Below are 21,125 nucleotides of genomic sequence, written 5' to 3' on the forward strand. Positions count from 1 at the left end.
GAGAAATAATATTCAATGAAGATCAGTAGAAAGACCATTCTCAATGTTGTATTGATTCTTTTTGTTCTCTCTTTTTTCGTAACGCCCATCGGGTACTATGGAAAGATATGGTTGAACAGATTGTTTTCCTTTTCGCCTTCGGTGATCGAGCAATCGGAACAACAAAAGATCACCGATTATGATTGGCGACTTAAGGATGAAGAGTGGAACTTTTTCAATTTTGAGAAATCCAAGGGCAAGGTGGTATTCATCAACCTGTGGGCATCATGGCGATTGCCTTCGGAAGCTGAACTTGCAAGTATTCAGGAACTGTACGACAAATACAAAGGAAAGATGGATTTCTACATCATCACCAATGAAGAGCGGGAACCCGTTGAGGCATTTATGGAAAAACATGGATTCACTTTTCCGGTGACCTACTTGATCATAGGTGAAAAAATGCCAATAAAGACGGATAAAGTACCGTCATCCTATTTGATAGATAAATCTGGAAACATTGTAATCCATGAAGAGGGTATTTCGGATTGGAGTACAAGAAAGGTCTACAAGGTGTTGGATGAATTGATTGTCGAATGAAACTGACCAAGGAACAAATCGGTAATGGTATATGGATATTGGCCATAATCCTCATCCTTTTTACCCCTTTGGGCTTTCATGTCAAGGTTTGGGTAAACAAGATTATGGCAACTGTAGTCAGTCCGAGCACTATTGCGGAGGGGGATCAGATCCAGCTTACCAGCTATAATTGGGACCTTGTTGATTTGAATGGTATGCCTACCAATCTACAATCCAAAAAAGGAGAGGTTATCTTAATCAATGTATGGGCCACGTGGTGTCCACCATGCGTGGCCGAGTTTCCAGGGTTTGTGGAACTGTATAAGGACTACAAGGACAAGGTGGACTTCGCTTTTGTTGCCAACGACGAAGAAGAAAAGGTAATGGCCTTTTTAAAGAAAAAGGGGTATGAGCTACCAGTTTATTTTCCGGCATCGCCTTCCCCAGCAGAACTGGAAAGTGGTAGTATTCCCGCTACGTACATTGTTGACAGGGAAGGAAACGTGGTTGTGGATAAAACGGGGGCGGCCAACTGGAACTCGGATTCGACCCGTGAACTATTGGACCGGCTTATATCCCAATAACTACTTTTGTCTAAAATATTTAAAAGGCACCAACAACATTCCAAAACACTCACCATCATCCTTGCCCAAATGTTTATGATGGATTTTATGAGCCCTTCGAACGCCGCGTGCATACCAGTTATTCGCGTTTCTAAAAATCTTGAAACGTTGGTGGATAAATATATCGTGAACCAAGAAGTAGGCGATTCCATAGGCCAAAATTCCAAACCCTAGAGGCCATCCGTACCAAAAAGTGGTATAACTCCCTAAATAGAAGAGGACCATGCTTACCACGGCGTAAAAGATAAAAAAGGCGTCGTTGCGCTCGAACCACGAGTCATGGTCTTTTTTATGATGGTCCCTGTGAAGGGTCCACAAAAAGCCGTGCATGATATATTTGTGGGTGAACCACGCCATGAATTCCATAAAACAAAAAGTGCTCAAAAATATCAATATCCAGAGTGCTACTTTCATTGTACCAATTGTAATTTATAATTAACATAGGATTGCGCCAACAGACTGAATTTTTGATAGTTGGGTACCCGAATCCTTGTGTTTTTGATTTCCAGTGGAGGAGTGCTCTGCAGTTTTTGAAGCAGTTTTTTATAATATTTATAAGCTGTATAAACACCGAACTTGGCCTGCTCCGGCAACTGCACGATTCCTGAATAACCAAGGGCAAAATCGGCCTTTATTTCGTTTACGATGCGTTTTTTGGACTCCTCATCCAGTTCCAACAGGTTGGTGTTGGGAAAGTACGTCCTGTTCAGATCTTCGTAATCTGCTTTTAGGTCCCGTAAAAAATTTACCTTTTGAAAAGCGGAACCAAGGGCCATTGCAGACTCTTTGAGCTGCTCATATTTTTCCTTGTCACCTTTAACGAACACGCACAGGCACATAAGACCCACAACATCTGCGGAGCCATAGATGTATTCGCGATACTCATCAAAAGTCTCATAATTTTTTTTGGTGAGGTCCATTCGCATGCTCTTCATAAAAGACTCGACCAAGTGATGGGGGATATCATATTTATGATAGGTATGCTGAAATGAATTCAGGATAGGGTTGAGGCTTATTTTATCCTCGATGGCACGTTCCATGTCCCTTTCAAAGGCATTGAACAACTGGGTCTTGTCGTAGTCGTGGAAGGTATCCACTATCTCATCGGCAAAACGCACAAAACCATAAATATTATAAATATCCGAACGAATCGAGGGAGCCAACATTTTGGTGGCCATCGAAAAGGAGGTACTGTAGGACTGCGTCACGACTTTGCTACAGTGGTATGAGACATCATCAAAAATAGTTTTCATCTTTTTTACTTCTTTAGGATTAGATCAGCCACCAGTTTACCGGAAATCAGGGATGGTGGGACCCCTGGGCCGGGTACGGTCAACTGACCGGTAAAGAACAAGTTTTTTACTTTGCTACTTTTGAGGTTAGGTCGCAAAAAAGCGGTCTGGCGCAGCGTGTTGGCCAAACCATAGGCGTTTCCTTTATAGGAGTTGTACTGTTCAATAAAATCGTTCACACAGAAACTTTCTTTAAAAAGTACTGATTTTTTTACATTCTGACGGGTTAATTTTTCAAATCTATCCATCACAATGTCAAAATACTGGTCCCTCAATTGCGGGGTATCTTCCAATCCCGGGGCAATGGGTACCAAGAAAAACCCTGTTTCCTTGCCCTCAGGAGCCATGGATGCGTCCGTAACGGAAGGGAAATTGGCATAGAACAGCGGGTCAGTGGGCCATTGTGGACGATCATAGATTTCTTCGGCATGTTTTTCAAAATTGGTGTCAAAGAACAGATTATGGTGTTCAATGTTTTCCAGTTTCTTGTCAAAACCGATGTAAAATAGCAGCGAGGAAGGTGCATAGGTCTTTTTCTCCCAATATTCCTCGGAGTATTGACGGTATTTTTTGTCGAGCAAGGTTTCGGAGTGGTGATAGTCGGCCCCGCTTACCACGTAATCCCCAAGATGGTTTTTTCCTCGGCTCCTGATGCCCAAAACCTCTCCATCGGAAACAAGAATATGGCTTACGGGACTATCGGTATGTATAATGACACCCAATTCTTCCGCCACGTTTTTCATGGCCTTGATGATTTCGTACATGCCGCCTTTGGGATGCCACGTACCAAGACCGAAATCGGCGAAGTTCATAAAATTGTAGAACGAAGGGGTATTGCTCGGTTTTGCACCCAAGAAGAGTACCGGAAATTCCAACGTGGAGACCAATTTTGGATTTTTGAATCGTTTACGGACCTGTTGGCTAATGGTCTTGAAAAACTGGTCCACCTTCAATATGGTTTCTTTGGTAACCAGCTCAAACGGGGATATTCCGGGCCGCAGTACTACTTTGTTGATGGCAATGTCATAGTTTTCCTGTGCCTCGCCAATGAACTGTTTTAAATGCTCGCTGCTTCCGGGCTCAATACGTTCGAACTCTGCGCAGATGTTTTCCATACAATCACCTATGGTAATGGTCTCGTCCTCAAAAAAAATCTTGTAAGCAGGGTTCAATTTATCCAATTGATAGTAGTCGGATGTCTTTTTGCCAAAATCAGCGAAAAACTTCTCAAAAATATCGGGCATCCAGTACCAACTGGGACCAATATCGAATGTAAAACCATCTTTTACCATTTGTCTGGCCCTGCCGCCGACCGTGTCGTTTTTTTCAAACAATTCCACTGCGTAGCCCGCCTTTGCCAAATAACAAGAAGCGGAAAGGGACGAAAAACCGGAACCAATGACAATTACTTTCTTCATTTGGGCTTAAAGCGATTCTATCAGTTGATTAATGGATTTAAATACTTTGATGGGGCCAAGAGGTTTGTTGTCCCCAAATTCTTGAATCTGATGTCCCAAAACATAAAGTTCGGAGTCGGGCGATTTTTTGAGTACTTCCCCAAATCGTACAAAGTAATCATCGATATCGTCCTTGGTGGGCGAAACGGTGAAATAGGAAACAAACCTGATGTTTTTATAATATTTGAGCAGATCCTCCAAACTTTCAATAGGCATGGTCTGGCCTAAATAAATGGTCTTGTATCCGTGCAGGGCCAATTGATAGTTGATGTACAACAGGCCAAGTTCATGAATTTCATTTTCCGGTAAAAACAGCACATAGACAAGGTCCTTTTTCGTGGGGGCCTCAAATTGAAGCTTTTCCGTATGTATATAAATTTTTTGTTTGATCAAATTGGATATAAAATGCTCGTGTGCCGGGCTTATGGTATTCGTTTGCCACAACAGTCCTAGTTCGTTCAAAAGGGGTATAAATACCTCATTGAATATTTGGGTGAACGATTTTTGATCCAAAAGGCCATTGTAGGTATTCAAGAAAAGGGATTGGTCAAAATTGAGCATGGCCAACTTAAATGAATTGATGGCATGGCTTTTCTCACTTTTTTGGGAGATGATCTCATTGACCAATGAAGGTATTTTGGCTTCCCCCAATTTGGCAATTTTGGAAATCTTGTACCCGTTGTTGTAAAGCAGGGTAACGTTCAATAATTTTTGTAAATTTTCCAGATTGTAGGTACGAATGTTGGTATCGGTCCTTTCCGGGCAGAACAAATTGTATCTCTTTTCCCAGATTCGAATGGTATGTGCCTTTATCCCCGAAAGGTTTTCCATATCGCGAATGCTAAAAGAACTTTTTACGCTGTTCATCTTTTACGGTTAAACGTTAAACAAATTTACAATTAAAAAAATGTCATCCTAGCTTTTTATCAAAAATTTAGATTCTTCCTTATAAATATCAATGTTTTGGGAAAAGTGTTGAGAATTTTTCAGACGGTGTTTAAAATCAAACTGCCAAAAGTATCTTGTAATCTATCTTTTGAAAATCAGCTTTTTATAGATTTTGAACTCTTTTTTCACGTAGGGAAACAACATCAACAGGCCGAACATATTGGGGAATACCAAGGCCAAAATCATGGCATCGGAAAATTTTATGACCGCATCCAAGGTTATTGCAGCGCCCAGTACCGTGAACATCAGAAATATTATTTTATAGGATAGATCCATCAACTTGCTTCTTCCAAAAAGATACTTCCAGGCCTGCAGCCCGTAATAGGACCAAGAAAGGATGGTGCTGAATGCAAAAAGGCAAACGGCCAACATCAAGATCCAAGAAGACCCACCTATGGAACTTTCAAAAGCAAGGGAGGTAATATTTACCCCTCCCAACCGGCTCCCGTCGTTGAGCAATGCCTGTCCCTCGACCACGTTACCATAAACAAATACCCCGTCCATATTAAAGAGAATGATCACAATGGCCGTCATGGTGCAGACCAGCACCGTATCAATGAAAGGTTCCAACAAACCAACAAGTCCTTCCGAAGCGGGATAGGACGTGTTCACGGCAGAGTGGGCAATGGCCGCAGAACCAGCACCGGCCTCATTGGAAAATGCCGCCCTTCGGAACCCTTGGATCATTACGCCCACAATGCCCCCGGAAATTGTTGCTTCGGGAGTAAATGCGCTCTCTATGATCAATGCAAATACATCGTCCACCAGTTCTATTTTTGAAAATATGATGAAGAGTGCCGCACCTACATAGAGAATAGCCATAAACGGCACCACTTTCTCGGTGACCTTGGCTATGCGTTTGATGCCTCCAATGATTACGATTCCGGCCAAAATGGCAAAGACTGCCCCAATGATGCTTCCGGTGGCACTTCCCGTTAACCCAAAACGCTCAATAATCTGTGCTGCTGCCTGATTGCTCTGAAAGGCATTGCCCCCACCAAACGAAGCCCCAATGCACAGCACGGCAAAGAGCGCGGCCAAAACCTTCCCCAATCTAGCAAATCCACGCTGTTGCAAACCTTTGGACAAATAGTACATGGGTCCCCCATATACATTGCCGTTCTTATCAATATCCCGGTACTTTACACCCAAAGTGCACTCCACGAATTTTGTGGACATTCCCAGTAGGCCGGCAAGGATCATCCAAAAAGTGGCACCGGGCCCTCCAAAGGAAATGGCCACTGCTACCATGGCTATATTGCCCAATCCAACCGTTCCAGATACCGCGGTAGCCAATGCCTGAAAGTGGTTTACTTCACCGTGGTGCCCTTCATTTTTGATGGTGTCCACCAAATCGCCATCCACCTCATATACTTCAGCGCTCAGTTTTGGGGCCAATTTTTCCAATTCGTCATATTTTCCACGTACCACCTGTATGGCAGTTGGGAAATGGCGGATATTTACGAAGCCAAAGTATACCGTGAAGAACAATGCTCCTACAATTAGAATGATCAAAATGATCGGAATTCCTTGGCCGAACAATGGTATTTCCGTCAAGATTAAATTCTCCCACCATATGGCAAAGGGCATAAAGGCATCATTGATTTTTTCGTCAAGGCCCTGGTTGGATAGGGCTATGGGTTTTAGAAAATTAAAAAATGTACTGTAAAAAGATAGGTTTTCCATGATTGATAGTTTGCCGAAATTTCAATCGTAGTTTTGGACTATCTGGGCTTTGTCGGAAGGAATTCTAAAATGTCAGTAAAATAAAAACTGACAAATCAAAGGTAATCATCTAGTTTTCAATGGTTATGTTTTCTTTTGGGAGATGCAGCCTAATTTTTCGTTCCCTGTTTTCCGACATTTGGAACAAACTGGTTTTTAGGGGTTCGTAGTGTTTTTCCTTGGTCCAATTTCCCTTACCAAACAGGCCATTGAGTATGGATTCCAACAACCTTTTGAGTTCGTTATGATCGTTGATGTCATAATTTTTTGAGGCTATAAAGTTTTTTGGCTTGATTTCCAGCCAGCCCTCATTGGTATTCTTTTTTCTTTCGGCAAAGGTTTTCAATAAATTGTAGAGTGCGGGGGTCAGTTGAACGGTTCGGTCCTTTTCTCCTGGAAACCCCAGTAAGGTCACCGATGTACCATTTCCACTACTGCGTTTGTTCGGTTTGCCAAATACCAGCTTTAGCAGATGGGGTTCGGGAATCACGGTTTCGGTAAGTTCTTTTACCCAACTTAGGGCAAGGGCAAAGAAAAGCATGATCAAGGAGGTCTTAAAGATGGCAGAAAATAACAAGAGGTTGATATTGCTGCCTGTCAACTTGTAGATTTGTGCCAACAGGGTCACCAAAATAGTGATGAGAGCCAACCATGCCAATAGTGGCAATCTCCTTTTCCTGAAAGATTCCCAAAGCACGAACCCCAAAAAAATCAGGGTCAGGAATGCGTAGACCACATCAAGCTCATTGATTACGGAGGCTTCTTGCGCCAAAAACATTTTGAAGAGCGTTGGAAACAGTGCAAAAAAGAAAGGGATACCTATGATGTAGGGCCAAAACTTGGACTTTATAAGAGGTGCAAACTGTTTGGGCAAATATTTGAACCACGGCAATGCCATGAGTATAAAAAGGCTGTTGGTCAATGAGAAAACGCTCCTGAACCCGTCCTTATAATGAACATAGGAACCGTCGCTGTACAGATAAATAACATCCACAAGTCCAGAAAAGGCCCAGCACAATACCGAAAGGGCAAGCCATACCGGGCCATAGTCGGCTTGTTTTTTGCCGATATGGTACCAAATGGACATGAGGGAAAGGAAAGCGAACAAGCTAACCGAGAGCTGCCACCAACCATAAAATAAGGAAACCTGATTGGGTAGGTCAGCGTCCATTTTTTAAGTGCTTAGGATAAAAGGTCTTCAAAACAAATTGATTGTCAACGCAACGGAAATTACTTAAAAATAAAGTAAGTATAAAACAAAACCGGGAATTGGGTCAATACCGGGTTGATAAAAGCAAAAAAACCGCAAAGTCTTGCGGTTTTTTGTGCCCACGACTGGAGTCGAACCAGCACGTCCTTACGAACACTACCCCCTCAAGGTAGCGTGTCTACCAATTCCACCACGTGGGCCTTTGGAATTTTAAGTGTGCAAATATAATTTTTTTGTGCAAAAAGGCAGGACTTTAATGGCTTTTTATCATTGAAGGCGGGTAGGCCAACAATAGAATGTCTTAGCACAAAGTTTACAAAATCATAATATCCGGCCACTCTTATTTTTATGAAATTTGTCTTGCATGAAACACCCCCATACAGATGAACGCCAGCATCGACTTGCTGTCCGGGTCAAAGATTCGGATAGGAACGCATTCAATTTGCTGTTTTCCATGTTGTGGGAGCCCATGTATACCTACGCATCTTCACTGGTAATGAACGATTCCCTGGCCCAAGACTTGGTCCAGGACATCTGGGTCGATTATTGGCAACGCAGGGAGAGTGTGGAGGTGGAAAACATCAAATCCTATCTGTTTAAGGCAACACGATATAAATGTTATAACGCACTTCGTGACATCAAGTTCAATAAAATACAGATAGAAGCTGCAAATACAGTTTACATAGCTCCGGAAATGGAATTGGAAGAAGATGTTTTGGAACTTAACGAGCGAATCGATGTGAGTTTGTCCAATCTTCCCCAACGATGTCAAGAAGTATTCCGATTGAGCCGCATCCATCACATAAGCAACCAAGAGATTGCAAACCGGCTGAACATATCCCATCGTTCCGTAGAAAATCAAATTTCCCTTGCACTGAGACAACTTCGTAAAGACCTCTCCATTGTTAAGTCATTGTTCTTTTAGGCACTCTTTTTTTAGCTAAAGGTTAAGAGCGATTTCCAAAGATTAAGTAATCATTAAACCCTCATTTTAGCATGTGCGTTGGTGTGCGTTTCCGGTACTTCTAAGTGAAACGGACACACCATGACTGAAAATGAGATCAAAACGTTGATGAAAAAATACCTTGATGGTACCATTTCCAAAAAGGAGGAATCGCTTTTGGAACAATTTGACCATAGGCTGCTTTCCAAGAATCATCGGAACATCTTTAAAAATCCGGAGCACAAAAAACAAATTGGTCAAAAATTGACCAAAGGCATCAATCGGCCCCAAACAAGGAACTTGATGTTTAAATGGAGCAGCGTGGCCGCTTCGATAATCTTGCTGGTTGGACTTACATATTTTGTATTCAATTATATGGGCAATCAGGAGGTGGATGAACCCGTGGCGCAGGTCACAAAATCCACCGACTGGGGTCAAAAACTGAATTTGCACCTGGCAGATGGGACCGAGGTTTACCTGAATTCCGGTAGTACCATAATATTTCCAAAGCGTTTTGATGGAAATATAAGAGAAGTGCAGCTTGAGGGCGAGGCCTTTTTTGATGTGGCAAAAAATCCGAATAAACCCTTCATCATAAAATCAGGAGAGGTGGAGACCACCGTACTGGGAACTTCATTTAATGTGAACACCTATCCCGATAGCCAACAGGTGGCCATCACGGTGGCCACAGGAAAAGTAAAGGTGGCATCCCAGGATAACGAAGTTTTTCTCTTACCAAATGAACAAGGTGTTTTTGATAAAAGGACAAAATCCATCACCAAGGATAAAATCGATATCTCGGCTTTTCTGCACTGGAAGGATGGAATCATCCATTTTGAGGACGCACAACTATCCGAAGTGCTGGAAACCTTGGAGCGCTGGTACGGAGTGAGCTTTTTGGTCGACAATGATAACATTGGCAATTGCCACATCACCGCAACATACAACAACGAAAGATTGAGCGCCGTCCTGGAGAGCATTGTTTATGCTAAAAAAGGGCTGAGCTACCAGTTTATGGACAATAACAACATCCAATTAAACGGAAAATGCACTGACTGAAACCAACTCGAACCAAAAAATATGACCCTATGACATAAAACCAACTCATGAAAAAAGAGACAGCCCGTAACACTTTGGCGAGCGGAAACAGGCTGTCGACTGTTCAATAATTACAAATTCTTATAACCATTTAAACATTATGTGAAATTATGAATTCACCAACTATTAAACAATTAATCAAATTGACATTCCATACATTTTGCTTCCTGATTGTTTTGTCACTTCTTAACCCAGTGCTTGCCGCTGATGTTAGAGGGCAGAGCTTGGAAAGTTTTAAGGTGGATTTGTCCGTGGACGACGCCACCGTAGTAGATGTGCTCAGACAGATTGAAGGTCAGACCGACTTTAAATTTGTATACGACCGAAAAGTAGATAGGTTACAGAACACCTACAACATTGCCTACCAGAACGTTTCGTTAAAATCCGTTTTGGAATTGATGGCCAAAGATGCCGACCTTACTTTTAGGAGGATCAACAATACCATTTCCATAGATGTAAGGCCCAAGGCACCAAAAAGGGTGGTCGAAGTGGTTTTTATTACCGTCACCGGTAAGATTACCGATGAAAATGGGGTGCCATTGGCCGGAGCTTCCGTAATGGAACAGGGTAGGGGAAATGGGACCATTACCGATTTTGATGGAAACTTTTCCATTGATGTGGAAAGCGATGCGGTTCTTCAAATTTCCTATTTGGGGTACAAATCCCGCGAAGTGTCCGTAGATGGACGCAGCACCATCAATGTGCAATTGGAACAAGACGCCACCATGTTGGAAGACGTAGTGGTCGTTGGATACGGTACCCAGAGAAAAACCGATGTAACCGGTTCCATTGCCTCGGTGGACAGCGAGGAATTCAACAAAGGTATCGTTATGAACCCCGGACAATTGTTACAAGGTAAAGTGGCCGGTGTCAACATATCCAATGTCAGTGGAGAGCCCGGTGCAGCACAAGATGTGATCATCAGGGGTGTCGGGAGTCTTCGCTCCGGTACCACGCCCTTGTATGTAATAGATGGTTTTGCCCTGGACAATACGAGTACAGGTGTTCCTACGAACCCTTTGAACTTTATCAACCCACAGGACATTAAAAGTATCGATGTGTTGAAAGATGCATCGGCAGCGGCAATATACGGAGCAAGGGCGGCCAACGGGGTAATTGTGATCACAACGAAAAGAGGTAAGGCAGGAAGAACCCAAATGGACCTTAATGTTTCCACAGGTTTCTCGACCTTGGCGAATCAGGTCGATGTTTTTTCGGCCGACCGTTTTAGACAGGAGGTCGTTGCCGCCGGTGGCACCTTGGAAGATGGCGGAGCGGACACCGATTGGCAAGATGCCTTGAGCAGGACGGGATTCTCAAAAAATATAAACTTCGCCATGAGCGGGGCGTCCGACCAATTCTCTTATCGTGCCTCTTTGGGAGTGAACGACCAAGAAGGGATTCTTAGGGGCAACGACCTGAAGCGTTATTCCGGTAGATTGAATTTGACCCAAAGAGCATTCAACGACCGATTGAAAATCGAGTTCAATATGACCGCCACGAGAACGGAAAACCTACGGGCCGATTCCGATGCCATAGTTCAGGATATGCTTCAATTGAATCCGACGCTGCCATTGTATACCGATGGTCAGCCAACTTTGTTGGACAATATGCTCAACCCATTGACACGAGAGAAAATCTATAGTGATGATGCCGTTAACCATCGTATTTTGGCCAACTTGGCACCTTCCGTGGAAATCGTAAAAGGACTCACCTATAAGTTGAACCTGGGTGTTGATTACTCTTCTACAGAAAGGGATGTGCAGACAAAACCATACCCTTTGTTAGAGGATTACATTAGGGGAGAACTGAACAGCATCTACACTACCAATAAAAACAGTCTTATTGAAAATACATTGACCTATAATTTGGTGGGCGAGAAACAGAACTTCACATTCTTGTTGGGACATTCTTATCAAGAAACCTATGTGCATCAGAAAAGTTTTGAAATGGAGGGGTTTTCGGACAATGGAATCGATCCAAAATATCAGGATCAAATCAGTTCTGAGGACACCCCTACCAACATGAAAACTTATGCGACAAAAAACGAGTTGCAGTCCTTTTTCGGAAGGGCCAATTATGTTTTTGATAATCGCTATATGTTAACGGCCACCATGAGGGCGGACGGTTCATCCAAATTTGGTGGAAACAACAAGTATGGATATTTCCCCTCTGTGGCCGCTGGATGGAACATCATGAACGAGGAATTCTTGAGCTCCAATACAACTATCAACAATTTGAAGTTGAGAGCCAGTTGGGGTAGGACAGGTAACCAAGAGATACCTTCAAAAATTACCAAAAGAAGTTTTACCGATAGCAGGGACAACAACGACTCCTATCCAATCAATGGTGACGAAAGCACTTTGGCAGATTATCCGTACGGTACCATTTTTACCCGTTTGGCAAACCCCGATATTCAGTGGGAAGTATCCGAACAGTTTGATTTTGGTCTTGACTTTGGCCTGTTCAATAATCGGTTGTCGGGAACCTTGGATTACTTCAATAAAGTATCCGAAAACATCCTGTTGGAAGTAACCCCTGCGGACCCCGTTCAGCCTACGGATAAATATTGGACCAATATTCCCGATATGGAGATCAAAAACAGTGGTGTTGAATTCTCGCTGGACTATCACAGCGATTACAGCAAGGACTTTTCCTATAACATCGGGGGTAACTTTGCTTATACGAAAAATGAGGTTTCCGATTCACCTTACGAAGTTTTGACTACTGGTGCCGCGCAAGGTGCGGGACAGACCGATGCCACCATAAATGGCAACATCAACGGGGAGCCCATCGGAGCATTTTATATGCCCGAATTTTTGGGAATCGGGGACGATGGACTGAGCATTTTGTCCGACGAGAGAAAAGTGGTAGGCAGTGCCCTTCCAGATTTGATCTATGCTTTCTACCTAAACTTCAATTACAAGAATTTTGACCTTGGTTTAAACTTTAATGGAGTGTCAGGAAACAAAGTATATAACCACACCGCCATGTCGTTGTTCAGTAAGGGATTGTTGAGTTCCAATTTTAACACCACATCCATTGCCACACAATTTCCCAACGAGGACATTACCAACTCCAATGCCGTGTCCACCAGATATTTGGAAGATGGCGATTTCCTAAGGTTGAACAATGCCACTCTGGGATATAACCTAAACCCCGCGTTGGTAGGACTTGATGGATTGGTCAACACGATTCGATTTTCCGTAACCGGTCAAAACTTGTTTGTGATTACGGATTACAGTGGTTTTGATCCCGAGATTAATTCAAATCTGACTATTGATGGTATTCAGACTTTTGGTATCGACTACTTCAATTATCCCAAATCAAGAACAGTTGTATTTGGCTTAAACGTATCATTCTAATCAAAAAAAATCACTTCAAAGATGAAGCATAAAATAATTATAGCACTATTTGGAATTAGCTTGCTTTCCAACGTAAGCTGTACCGATCTGGAAGAAGAAGTTATTGATGAGTCCTTGGAAGGCAGCGGACAGGCAGAGGCCATTAGCGGAGCCATTGCTCCTGCCTACGGACAAATTTCTTGGACTTGGAGACACACCAATTATTATGGATTGCAATTGATTCCCGCCGATGAGGCCATATTGCCGTATCGTGGGGGGGTCGATTGGTACGACAACGGAAAGTTTATTGAAGTGCACCAGCACGAAATTGCACCTAGCAACGACTTGGTAGGTAGCTCTTGGAACGAGGTGACCCGAAATATCTCAAGGACGCTTACCGCGATAGAAGTATTAAAGCCTCTTGCCGATGCAGGCGATGCCGAGGCCGAAGGCGCCCTGTACGAAATGATCGCGTTAAGGGCCTACCTGAACATGTTGACGCTGGATAGTTGGGGACTGGCTTTCAGAAAAGAAGCTTCTGGTGAACTTTCGGAAATTTTGAGAGGTCAGGAAGCAATCGATTATATCGAAAGCGAACTTCTGTCCGTAGTTGATGTGATCAATACAAATCGTGGACCTGGTAGAATTACCCAAGCAGCCGTTTGGGGCTTTTTGGCCAGATTGAACCTGAACGCTGCGGTATATCGGGATCCATACGGCACGCCAGATTTTACTACAGCAGATATGGAGAAAGTAATCGAATACACCGATAACATCATCGATTCGGGCATGTTCTCCCTGTCCCCAGAGTATTTTGAGCTATTTAATGATGAAAACCATGATAACCCTGAATTGATCTTTGCTCTGGACCAGCGTGGCGTAATGAACCGTGAACACAGTCGCTGGGCCTATTGGTCTTTGGCAGGTTCTTGGTATCCTAGACCGGAGCACCCTAGCGCCGATGGTACGGATGGCCCTTCCATTACCTCGGATTTTTACCAAACTTGGGTAGATGCTTATGGCGATGTCGATCCTGCCGAGGCCGATGCCAGGTTCTATCAAGAAAATCAAATGATTCCTGAGGAGCTTCAAGACCTAACCGGTGTTTCTCCTGAAAATGATGAAGATCATTATTATTGTATGTCGGCAGAAGATTTTGAAATAAATAGAGGGATCATTAGGGGTGTGATCTGGGGACCGCGTAAAGATGAAAATGGATCTTTCTACACGTGTGATGAAGGGTACCGTATCTATCCTGTTATCCAAAGAAAAGGAAATGGTCCAGATAGGGATGTTGATTATGTGAACCATACCTTAGAAGTTGACTTTACCAATGAGGGAAGATTGCACAAAAACGGTTATCGTGTATCCAAATATCAGTTCAGTCGTACGTCACCAAACGGAAACAATTATAGTAGTGTTGACTTGGTGTTAATGCGCTTGGCAGAAATCTATTTGATGCGCGCAGAAGCCAAATTGCGAACTGGTGACAATGTAGGAGCCTTGGCCGATGTAAATACCGTTAGAACCTCCAGAACGGCACGTCCGGAACAAACGCCAGAAGCATTGTCGGCCATCGATTTGGACATTTTGTTCCGAGAAAGAGGTTTTGAGCTGTACTGGGAAGGGTTCCGTAGGGGAGATCAAATACGATTCGGTCATTACGAGGACACTTGGACCGAAAAAACTGATGACAACGTATACCACAGATTGTTCCCTATTCCACAAAATGCCATAGATGGTGCATCCAATGTAGCAGGATATTTGGAACAGAACGAAGGATATTGATCCAGTGTATTATTTAGCATGGCGGCAAGTTGGTTTTTCCACTTGCCGCTTATTTTATAAAAATTAAATTAAGAAGTATGAAGATTTTGATAAGGATGGCCACATGTATGGCCACTTTGGGTTTTCTGGGATGTTCCACATCAAACAAAGAGGAAAAATCCAATACCGTTGAATCGGGGGAACCTTTGAGCATCATTTTTATGATAGGGGACGGTATGGGAGTCCCACAGGTATCCACGGCATATTACTTTGGGGACAGTGTGCCCAATTTTTCAAGGTTCAATCACCTTGGATTGCACAAAACATCCGACAAAGTTTATAGAATCACGGATTCGGCCGCAGGGGCCACAGCTTTTTCCACTGGGCAAAAAACCTATAAAAGAGCCATCGGGGTTTCGGTAGATTCCCTACCACAAGAAACTATATTGGAGCGTTTGCAAGGTCAGGGTTATCAAACTGGGCTCGTAAGTCTAACTACCATAACCCATGCAACACCGGCAAGCTTTTATGGCCATGTGACCGATCGGGACATGCATGAGGAAATTGCATCGCAGTTGATCGAAGCGGATATTGATTTTTTTGCGGGTGGCGGAAAAAAGTTTTTCAATCAGCGGGAAGACGGAAGAAATCTTTTTGAAGAATTACAGAACAAAAATTACCATCTGGATACTTTGGAGCTATCGGCACCCGAAAGGGAAAAACGCAATGCCTATATATTGGCGGATGATGGGATTCCATCAAAAATTGATGGAAGGGGAGACTATTTATCGGAAGCCACCTCCATGGCCTTGGATTATTTCGACCAGAAAAACCAACCCTTCTTTATTATGGTGGAAGGCTCCTATATTGATTGGGGCGGACATGCAGAGAATGCGGAAATGATGATTACCGAAGTTTTGGATTTTGATAAAACCTTGGGGGTTGCCCTCGATTATGTGGAGGAGCATCCGAACACATTGCTGGTGGTCACTGCCGATCACGAAACTGGAGGGGTCAGTATTGGAAAACACTATGTGGTCGATGAAGCTACAGGAGAAAAAAAGGAAATTCCCGAAAAAGTGACGGTCTATTTCAATACCGATCAGCACAGCGGCGAATTGATTCCCGTGTTTGCAGCTGGAAAAGGAGCAGAAAATTTTCAGGGTATTTATGAGAACAATGAAATCTATCACCGAATGATCAAAGCCATAAATTCAGAAAAATGAAAAAAAGAGCTATCATCTTACTTGTGCTGGGTTTCATTTTCTTTGCTGTGGGAAGAATGTTTTCCCAAACCAAATACAAGGTCCATTCCCATAACGATTATGCCCAAGATTTGCCATTTTGGTATGCATACAGCAATGGCGCTTCTTCCATAGAGGTAGATGTGTTTTTAAAGAACGGTCTACTATACGTAACCCATGCTGAAGATGAAATCAAGGAGGGACGCACGTTGGGGAACATCTATTTGGATAAGTTCCAAATGTTGGAAAAATCTGGTCAACTCAGGGAAATCCAGTTGCTGATCGATATTAAATCAGAGGCATATGCCACGCTTGAAAAGTTGAAAGAAATACTTCAGAATTATCCAGGGCTCATTGATGGTGACAAAATCAAATTTGTAATTTCTGGGAATCGTCCCAAACCCGAAGAATATCAAAATTACCCTGACTTTATTTGGTTCGACCATCAAAATTTGGACGACCTTGGCCGTATTGATCTAAGCAAAGTGGCATTGGTCAGTTCAAGCTATAAAAACTATTCTATTTGGAATGGCTACGGAAGAATGACGGCCCCAGATTTGGATAATGTAAAAGGAGCCATAAGCAAAGCCAAGGCATCTGGAAAACCATTTCGCTTTTGGGCCACACCGGATACCAAGACAGCTTGGGCACGATTGTCCCAATTAGGGGTCGACTACATCAATACAGACAAACCCGCATTAGCCAAACAGTATCTGGACAAACTTGATGGGAACATCTTTACTTTGGAAAAGCCCGTTGAGGTGTATCAACCCAAATATGAATATGATCCCGTTGCCCAACCGACCAATATTATTTTAATGATAGGGGACGGGAACGGCTTGGCACAGATTACTTCGGCCATGATTGCCAATCGCGGTCATTTGACCGTAACACAATTAAAAAATATCGGACTGGTAAAAACAGCTTCGTACGATGATCTGATTACCGATTCAGCCGCAGGAGCCACGGCCATGGCCACAGGAAACAAAACAAATAATCGGGCCATTGGTACAGGTCCAAATGGGGAGCCGCTGCCCAATTTGATGGACGCCCTTAGCAAAAGGAACTTCAATACGGCCATTGTTTCCACCGATGCCATTTATGGGGCCACACCATCATCTTTCTATGCGCATCGCGTGGAGCGCGACGATACCCCTGGATTGGTGAAAGATTTAAAGGAAAGCCCCTTGGATTTTTTTATGGCCGGTGGTGAAATGGAAAAAATGTCGATTGAGACGGTATTTAATGAAGAACAAATAGAGACCTTCTCGCATTTTGAAAAGCCAACCGCAGTTTATCTTGGTGACAATAAGGCACCATCAATGGCGATGGAAAGGGGGAGTACGTTGCCCAAAAGCGTCGCCAAGGCCCTTCAAGTTCTAGGAGACAAGGACGAACCGTTTTTTTTAATGGTCGAGGGAGCTCAAATTGATAATGGCGGACATTCCAACAGCACAAGCGATATAGTCAAGGAAATGCTGGACTTTGACCAAGCGATTGCGGAAGCCTTAAAATTTGCAGACGCCTACAAAAACACCTTGGTGATCATTACGGCCGATCATGAAACTTCAGGGTTTGGAATTGTCGGTGGTAGTTTACAGGATGGAACTGTACATGGGGATTTTTTGACCGTTGACCATTCGGGTATCATGGTTCCTTTGTTTGCCTACGGTCCAAGCGCCCAAAACTTTAATGGGGTCTATGAAAACACGGCAATTTTCCATAAAATCTTGAATGCATTGGACTAACTGTCAGGGCTTATGAAATTGATGATTCAGATATGCTGAAAGGTAGATGAAATCCTGTAATTTTGAATAAGATTTCTGAATCACAAACTATGGATACGGACCTTGGACGTTTACTTTACGACTACCTGATCAAGGTTGGGATGAACGAGTCCTTGGCAACCTATATCAATCTTTTTGTGCTGGTTGTTGTGGTCCTTTTGCTTGTTCTCTTGTTGGACATCCTTATTTGGAAGGTCTTGAGGGCCGTGTCCATACGATTGGCCAGAAAGACCAAGAACAATTTTGACAATTTTTTGGTGGCCCATCGAGTTCCCCGCTATGTGGCCCATATAGTGCCCTTGACCATTTTGTTGGAATTTGTGCCCGTTGCCTTCGAGGATTTTGATTATGCAGGAGGAATTGCTTTGAAAACCATTAAAATACTCTTCGTCCTTTTGGTGTTGATCATCTTCCGAAAGTTTTTTCAAAGTGTAAATGGATACCTGAAAACCCGCCCAAAATTCAAGGACAAACCCATAGATAGCTATGTCCAGGTATTTATGATTATTGCCTGGATAATTGGTCTGCTTACCATTTTTGCCATTGTTACCAACACCACCGTTTGGAAGTTTTTTACGGCACTTGGTGCCGCATCCGCGGTGATACTGCTCATTTTCAGGGATTCCATTTTGGGACTTGTGGCAAGTATTCAGGTCACTATCAACGATATGGTGCGTATAGGGGATTGGATAACTTTTGAAAAGTACGGGGCCGATGGGGATGTTGTCGAAATTAGCTTGGCCACGGTAAAAGTCCAGAATTTTGATATGACTATCACCACGATTCCTACCTACGCATTGATTTCGGATTCATTCAAAAACTGGCGGGGCATGCAGGTTTCTGGTGGACGAAGAATCAAAAGGTCATTGATCATAAGACAAAAGAGTATCCGATTTTTAACGGAAGCGGAAGTGGAGAAGCTCAAGAACATTCAACTTATTGAATCTTATATCGGACTACGAAGTGAGCAGATCAAATCGTACAACCAAGAGAACAAGATCAATAAAGATATATTGGTCAACGGTAGAAACCTGACCAATTTCGGGGTCTTCCGTAAATATGTGACCAATTATTTGGAAAATCATTCCGCGGTAAACAAAAAAATGACCTTGATGGTCAGGCAATTGCAACCCACCCCACAGGGTATTCCTTTGGAAATTTATGCGTTTAGTTCAGATAAAAGGTGGGAAAACTATGAATATGTAATTGCAGATATCTTTGATCATTTGCTTGCGGCACTCCCATATTTCTCGTTGGAATTATTTGAACTGCCTGTTTCCAAGGATTACGTTACCACAGAGAATCCGGAAAACAAGGCGTAGCGTTATGGCAATGCTGCCGCCAAGGCAATTTTCACCATTTCCTTGAACGTTGTCTCGCGCGCATGCGCAGAAAGTGTTTCTTGGGTCACCAAAGAGTCTGAAATGGTAAGTATGGAAAGTGCTTTTATATTATACTTTGCGGCAATGGTGTACAGGCCCGCGGTTTCCATTTCCACACAGAGCACACCGTATTGTGCCCAAAGCTTATATTCTTCCGGGTCATCCTCATAAAATTCATCGGAAGAAAGCACGTTCCCGGCCTTAATGGGTATTTTATTATCCTGCGCATAGTTGACAGCTTTGAGAAAAAGTTCAAAATTGGCGGTAGGGGAGTAATCGGAGTTGATAAATCTGGAATTATTGATGCCGGAAGTAGTGGAAGCGGCCATGGCCAGGACCACATCGTTCAACTTTACATCTTCTTGATACGAACCTGCGGAGCCTACCCGAATGATGTTTTTTACCCCATAATCCTGAATTAGTTCGTGAAAATAGATCATAGCGGAAGGCATGCCCATGCCACTGCCCTGGACGGATATTCGCTGACCTTTGTAAGTGCCCGTATAACCAAGCATTCCACGTATTTTATTGTAACAAAAGGGGTTCTCCAAAAACGTTTCAGCGATCCATTTGGCACGTAAAGGGTCTCCGGGCATTAGCACCGTTTCGGCGATTTCTCCTTGTTTGGCTTCTATGTGAGTGCTCATTTCTTGATTTTATTGGATTAATGATGGACCCGATGAGGTTCCGATGCGCGATACTCCCAGCTCTATATATTTTAGGGCATCCTCTTTGGTTTTGATGCCACCTGATGCTTTGATCTTTGCTTTGTCGCCCACCACTTTTTTCATGAGCATTACATCTGCCAAGGTAGCACCTCCTGTTCCAAATCCTGTTGATGTTTTTACAAAATCGGCCTTGGCATCAACGGCCAATCTACAAGCGTTCTCTTTTTCTTCATCGGTGAGGTAACACGTTTCAATGATCACTTTTAGCACATGGTCGCCAATGGCTTGCTTTATGGTTTGGATTTCTTCATGGACTTCTTTAAGCTCCCCAGATTTCAACCAACCGATATTAATGACCATATCAATTTCATCCGCGCCGTTCTTTATGCAATCCTGTGCTTCGGCTACCTTGGCCGCGGTGGACATGGCCCCTAGTGGAAATCCCACTACCGCTGCCGTTTTTACCCTGCTTCCCTTTAATATTTCCTGCGCTGTGGACACGTAACATCCATTTACGCAGACGGCAAAAAAATCGTGTTCAATGGCTTCCTTGCACAAAGTTGTTATGTCTTTTGCCGTTGCGGTAGGTTTTAAATTGGTATGATCTATATATTGGTTCAGGTGCATGTTAGTGTAAAAAAGTATTGGAATCTAAAGGTACCTATCCTCACGCATATATCCGGGATAAGGAAATAATATTTATGCTGGACTTTTTGGCTTCGTTCGAATCCAAGTTTTTTGGTAATTCGAGATTGAATAACGAATAAAAACAAAAAAACCCTGACTATGAATGTCAAGGTTTTGTGTTTTTTGTGACCTGACTGGGGCTTAAACCCAAATATTAATCATTTGATATTCAAAAAGTTAAAATCATTTTTCTTGACCTGTGCACCGAATCGTTCACCAGTACACAAATGCGATATAAAATGAACCTAAACGCTGTTAATTGGCACCTAACCTTATTTAAGTTTTAAAGATACAGATTCTATGGTTTTAGTTGAACTAGAATTGTTAAAAATACTCTTTCAAGCCAAGACGTTAGGGGGCATTGGGATTAGTAGGGCAGTCATCCCGACCAACCG

At 43.1% G+C, this 21,125-nt stretch carries 17 protein-coding genes and 1 tRNA gene; 9 read left to right on the plus strand and 9 right to left on the minus strand.

Features of this window, described 5'->3' with window-relative positions:
- Nucleotides 1-15: 15 nt before the first annotated feature.
- Both SD449_RS08720 and SD449_RS08725 read left to right on the plus strand, forming a co-directional pair.
- Complete coding sequence (locus SD449_RS08720; RefSeq protein WP_318310015.1) at nucleotides 16-576, plus strand: TlpA family protein disulfide reductase; 561 nt, start codon at nucleotides 16-18, stop codon at nucleotides 574-576.
- Complete coding sequence (locus SD449_RS08725; RefSeq protein ID WP_318310016.1) at nucleotides 573-1,139, plus strand: TlpA family protein disulfide reductase; 567 nt, start codon at nucleotides 573-575, stop codon at nucleotides 1,137-1,139. The genes SD449_RS08720 and SD449_RS08725 overlap by 4 nt, the downstream gene beginning before the upstream one ends.
- Here the strand turns inward: SD449_RS08725 and SD449_RS08730 are convergent, their stop codons facing one another.
- From SD449_RS08730 to SD449_RS08760, 7 genes are all read right to left on the minus strand, one after another.
- Entirely contained in the window at nucleotides 1,140-1,592 is a 453-nt protein-coding gene (locus SD449_RS08730; RefSeq protein WP_318310017.1) for a sterol desaturase family protein, read from the minus strand.
- Complete coding sequence (locus SD449_RS08735; protein ID WP_318310019.1) at nucleotides 1,589-2,431, minus strand: phytoene/squalene synthase family protein; 843 nt, start codon at nucleotides 2,429-2,431, stop codon at nucleotides 1,589-1,591. Before SD449_RS08735 ends, SD449_RS08730 begins: the two co-directional genes overlap by 4 nt.
- Nucleotides 2,432-2,436: 5 nt before the next feature.
- Nucleotides 2,437-3,888, minus strand: a complete 1,452-nt coding sequence (locus tag SD449_RS08740; RefSeq protein WP_318310021.1) for a phytoene desaturase family protein — start codon at nucleotides 3,886-3,888, stop codon at nucleotides 2,437-2,439.
- A 6-nt stretch (nucleotides 3,889-3,894) separates the two neighbouring features.
- Nucleotides 3,895-4,794: a MerR family transcriptional regulator gene (locus SD449_RS08745; RefSeq protein WP_318310022.1), complete on the minus strand. Its 900-nt coding sequence runs from the start codon at nucleotides 4,792-4,794 to the stop codon at nucleotides 3,895-3,897.
- Between the two features lie 162 nt (nucleotides 4,795-4,956).
- Nucleotides 4,957-6,561 (minus strand): alanine/glycine:cation symporter family protein, encoded by a 1,605-nt coding sequence (locus SD449_RS08750; protein ID WP_318310023.1) that lies wholly within the window; start codon nucleotides 6,559-6,561, stop codon nucleotides 4,957-4,959.
- Between the two features lie 109 nt (nucleotides 6,562-6,670).
- Complete coding sequence (locus SD449_RS08755) at nucleotides 6,671-7,771, minus strand: hypothetical protein (protein WP_318310024.1); 1,101 nt, start codon at nucleotides 7,769-7,771, stop codon at nucleotides 6,671-6,673.
- 155 nt (nucleotides 7,772-7,926) lie between these two features.
- Nucleotides 7,927-8,010: transfer RNA gene (locus SD449_RS08760), tRNA-Leu, on the minus strand.
- A gap of 164 nt (nucleotides 8,011-8,174) precedes the next feature.
- Between SD449_RS08760 and SD449_RS08765 the strand changes: the two genes are divergently transcribed.
- The 7 genes from SD449_RS08765 to SD449_RS08795 all read left to right on the plus strand — a co-directional run bounded on the left by SD449_RS08765 (nucleotide 8,175) and on the right by SD449_RS08795 (nucleotide 19,315).
- On the plus strand, nucleotides 8,175-8,735 hold the full coding sequence (locus tag SD449_RS08765) for an RNA polymerase sigma-70 factor (protein WP_318310025.1): 561 nt from the start codon (nucleotides 8,175-8,177) through the stop codon (nucleotides 8,733-8,735).
- 147 nt (nucleotides 8,736-8,882) lie between these two features.
- Nucleotides 8,883-9,812, plus strand: a complete 930-nt coding sequence (locus SD449_RS08770; RefSeq protein WP_318310026.1) for a FecR family protein — start codon at nucleotides 8,883-8,885, stop codon at nucleotides 9,810-9,812.
- Between the two features lie 215 nt (nucleotides 9,813-10,027).
- Nucleotides 10,028-13,216 (plus strand): SusC/RagA family TonB-linked outer membrane protein, encoded by a 3,189-nt coding sequence (locus SD449_RS08775; protein ID WP_318310027.1) that lies wholly within the window; start codon nucleotides 10,028-10,030, stop codon nucleotides 13,214-13,216.
- A 21-nt stretch (nucleotides 13,217-13,237) separates the two neighbouring features.
- Nucleotides 13,238-14,983: a RagB/SusD family nutrient uptake outer membrane protein gene (locus tag SD449_RS08780; RefSeq protein ID WP_318310028.1), complete on the plus strand. Its 1,746-nt coding sequence runs from the start codon at nucleotides 13,238-13,240 to the stop codon at nucleotides 14,981-14,983.
- A gap of 77 nt (nucleotides 14,984-15,060) precedes the next feature.
- Nucleotides 15,061-16,188, plus strand: coding sequence for an alkaline phosphatase (locus SD449_RS08785; RefSeq protein WP_318310029.1), 1,128 nt, complete (start codon nucleotides 15,061-15,063; stop codon nucleotides 16,186-16,188).
- Nucleotides 16,185-17,954 (plus strand): alkaline phosphatase, encoded by a 1,770-nt coding sequence (locus SD449_RS08790; RefSeq protein WP_318310031.1) that lies wholly within the window; start codon nucleotides 16,185-16,187, stop codon nucleotides 17,952-17,954. The genes SD449_RS08785 and SD449_RS08790 overlap by 4 nt, the downstream gene beginning before the upstream one ends.
- A gap of 89 nt (nucleotides 17,955-18,043) precedes the next feature.
- Nucleotides 18,044-19,315, plus strand: a complete 1,272-nt coding sequence (locus SD449_RS08795; RefSeq protein ID WP_318310033.1) for a mechanosensitive ion channel family protein — start codon at nucleotides 18,044-18,046, stop codon at nucleotides 19,313-19,315.
- A 2-nt stretch (nucleotides 19,316-19,317) separates the two neighbouring features.
- Here the strand turns inward: SD449_RS08795 and deoD are convergent, their stop codons facing one another.
- Both deoD and deoC read right to left on the minus strand, forming a co-directional pair.
- Nucleotides 19,318-20,022 (minus strand): purine-nucleoside phosphorylase, encoded by a 705-nt coding sequence (gene deoD / locus SD449_RS08800; protein WP_318310034.1) that lies wholly within the window; start codon nucleotides 20,020-20,022, stop codon nucleotides 19,318-19,320.
- A 9-nt stretch (nucleotides 20,023-20,031) separates the two neighbouring features.
- Entirely contained in the window at nucleotides 20,032-20,670 is a 639-nt protein-coding gene (gene deoC, locus SD449_RS08805) for a deoxyribose-phosphate aldolase (protein ID WP_318310035.1), read from the minus strand.
- Between the last annotated feature and the right edge of the window lie 455 nt (nucleotides 20,671-21,125).

The organism is Flagellimonas crocea (assembly GCF_033441595.1).
Lineage (GTDB): Bacteria > Bacteroidota > Bacteroidia > Flavobacteriales > Flavobacteriaceae > Flagellimonas > Flagellimonas crocea.

Bases quoted from the DNA above. Each gene is read 5' to 3' on its own strand.
- SD449_RS08725 (WP_318310016.1), top strand. From the start codon at position 573: ATGAAACTGACCAAGGAACAAATCGGTAATGGTATATGGATATTGGCC.
- SD449_RS08720 (WP_318310015.1), top strand. From the start codon at position 16: ATGAAGATCAGTAGAAAGACCATTCTCAATGTTGTATTGATTCTTTTT.
- SD449_RS08780 (WP_318310028.1), top strand. From the start codon at position 13,238: ATGAAGCATAAAATAATTATAGCACTATTTGGAATTAGCTTGCTTTCC.
- deoD (WP_318310034.1), bottom strand. From the start codon at position 20,022: ATGAGCACTCACATAGAAGCCAAACAAGGAGAAATCGCCGAAACGGTG.
- SD449_RS08790 (WP_318310031.1), top strand. From the start codon at position 16,185: ATGAAAAAAAGAGCTATCATCTTACTTGTGCTGGGTTTCATTTTCTTT.
- SD449_RS08755 (WP_318310024.1), bottom strand. From the start codon at position 7,771: ATGGACGCTGACCTACCCAATCAGGTTTCCTTATTTTATGGTTGGTGG.
- SD449_RS08740 (WP_318310021.1), bottom strand. From the start codon at position 3,888: ATGAAGAAAGTAATTGTCATTGGTTCCGGTTTTTCGTCCCTTTCCGCT.
- deoC (WP_318310035.1), bottom strand. From the start codon at position 20,670: ATGCACCTGAACCAATATATAGATCATACCAATTTAAAACCTACCGCA.
- SD449_RS08730 (WP_318310017.1), bottom strand. From the start codon at position 1,592: ATGAAAGTAGCACTCTGGATATTGATATTTTTGAGCACTTTTTGTTTT.
- SD449_RS08785 (WP_318310029.1), top strand. From the start codon at position 15,061: ATGAAGATTTTGATAAGGATGGCCACATGTATGGCCACTTTGGGTTTT.
- SD449_RS08750 (WP_318310023.1), bottom strand. From the start codon at position 6,561: ATGGAAAACCTATCTTTTTACAGTACATTTTTTAATTTTCTAAAACCC.
- SD449_RS08795 (WP_318310033.1), top strand. From the start codon at position 18,044: ATGGATACGGACCTTGGACGTTTACTTTACGACTACCTGATCAAGGTT.
- SD449_RS08770 (WP_318310026.1), top strand. From the start codon at position 8,883: ATGAAAAAATACCTTGATGGTACCATTTCCAAAAAGGAGGAATCGCTT.
- SD449_RS08735 (WP_318310019.1), bottom strand. From the start codon at position 2,431: ATGAAAACTATTTTTGATGATGTCTCATACCACTGTAGCAAAGTCGTG.
- SD449_RS08765 (WP_318310025.1), top strand. From the start codon at position 8,175: ATGAAACACCCCCATACAGATGAACGCCAGCATCGACTTGCTGTCCGG.
- SD449_RS08745 (WP_318310022.1), bottom strand. From the start codon at position 4,794: ATGAACAGCGTAAAAAGTTCTTTTAGCATTCGCGATATGGAAAACCTT.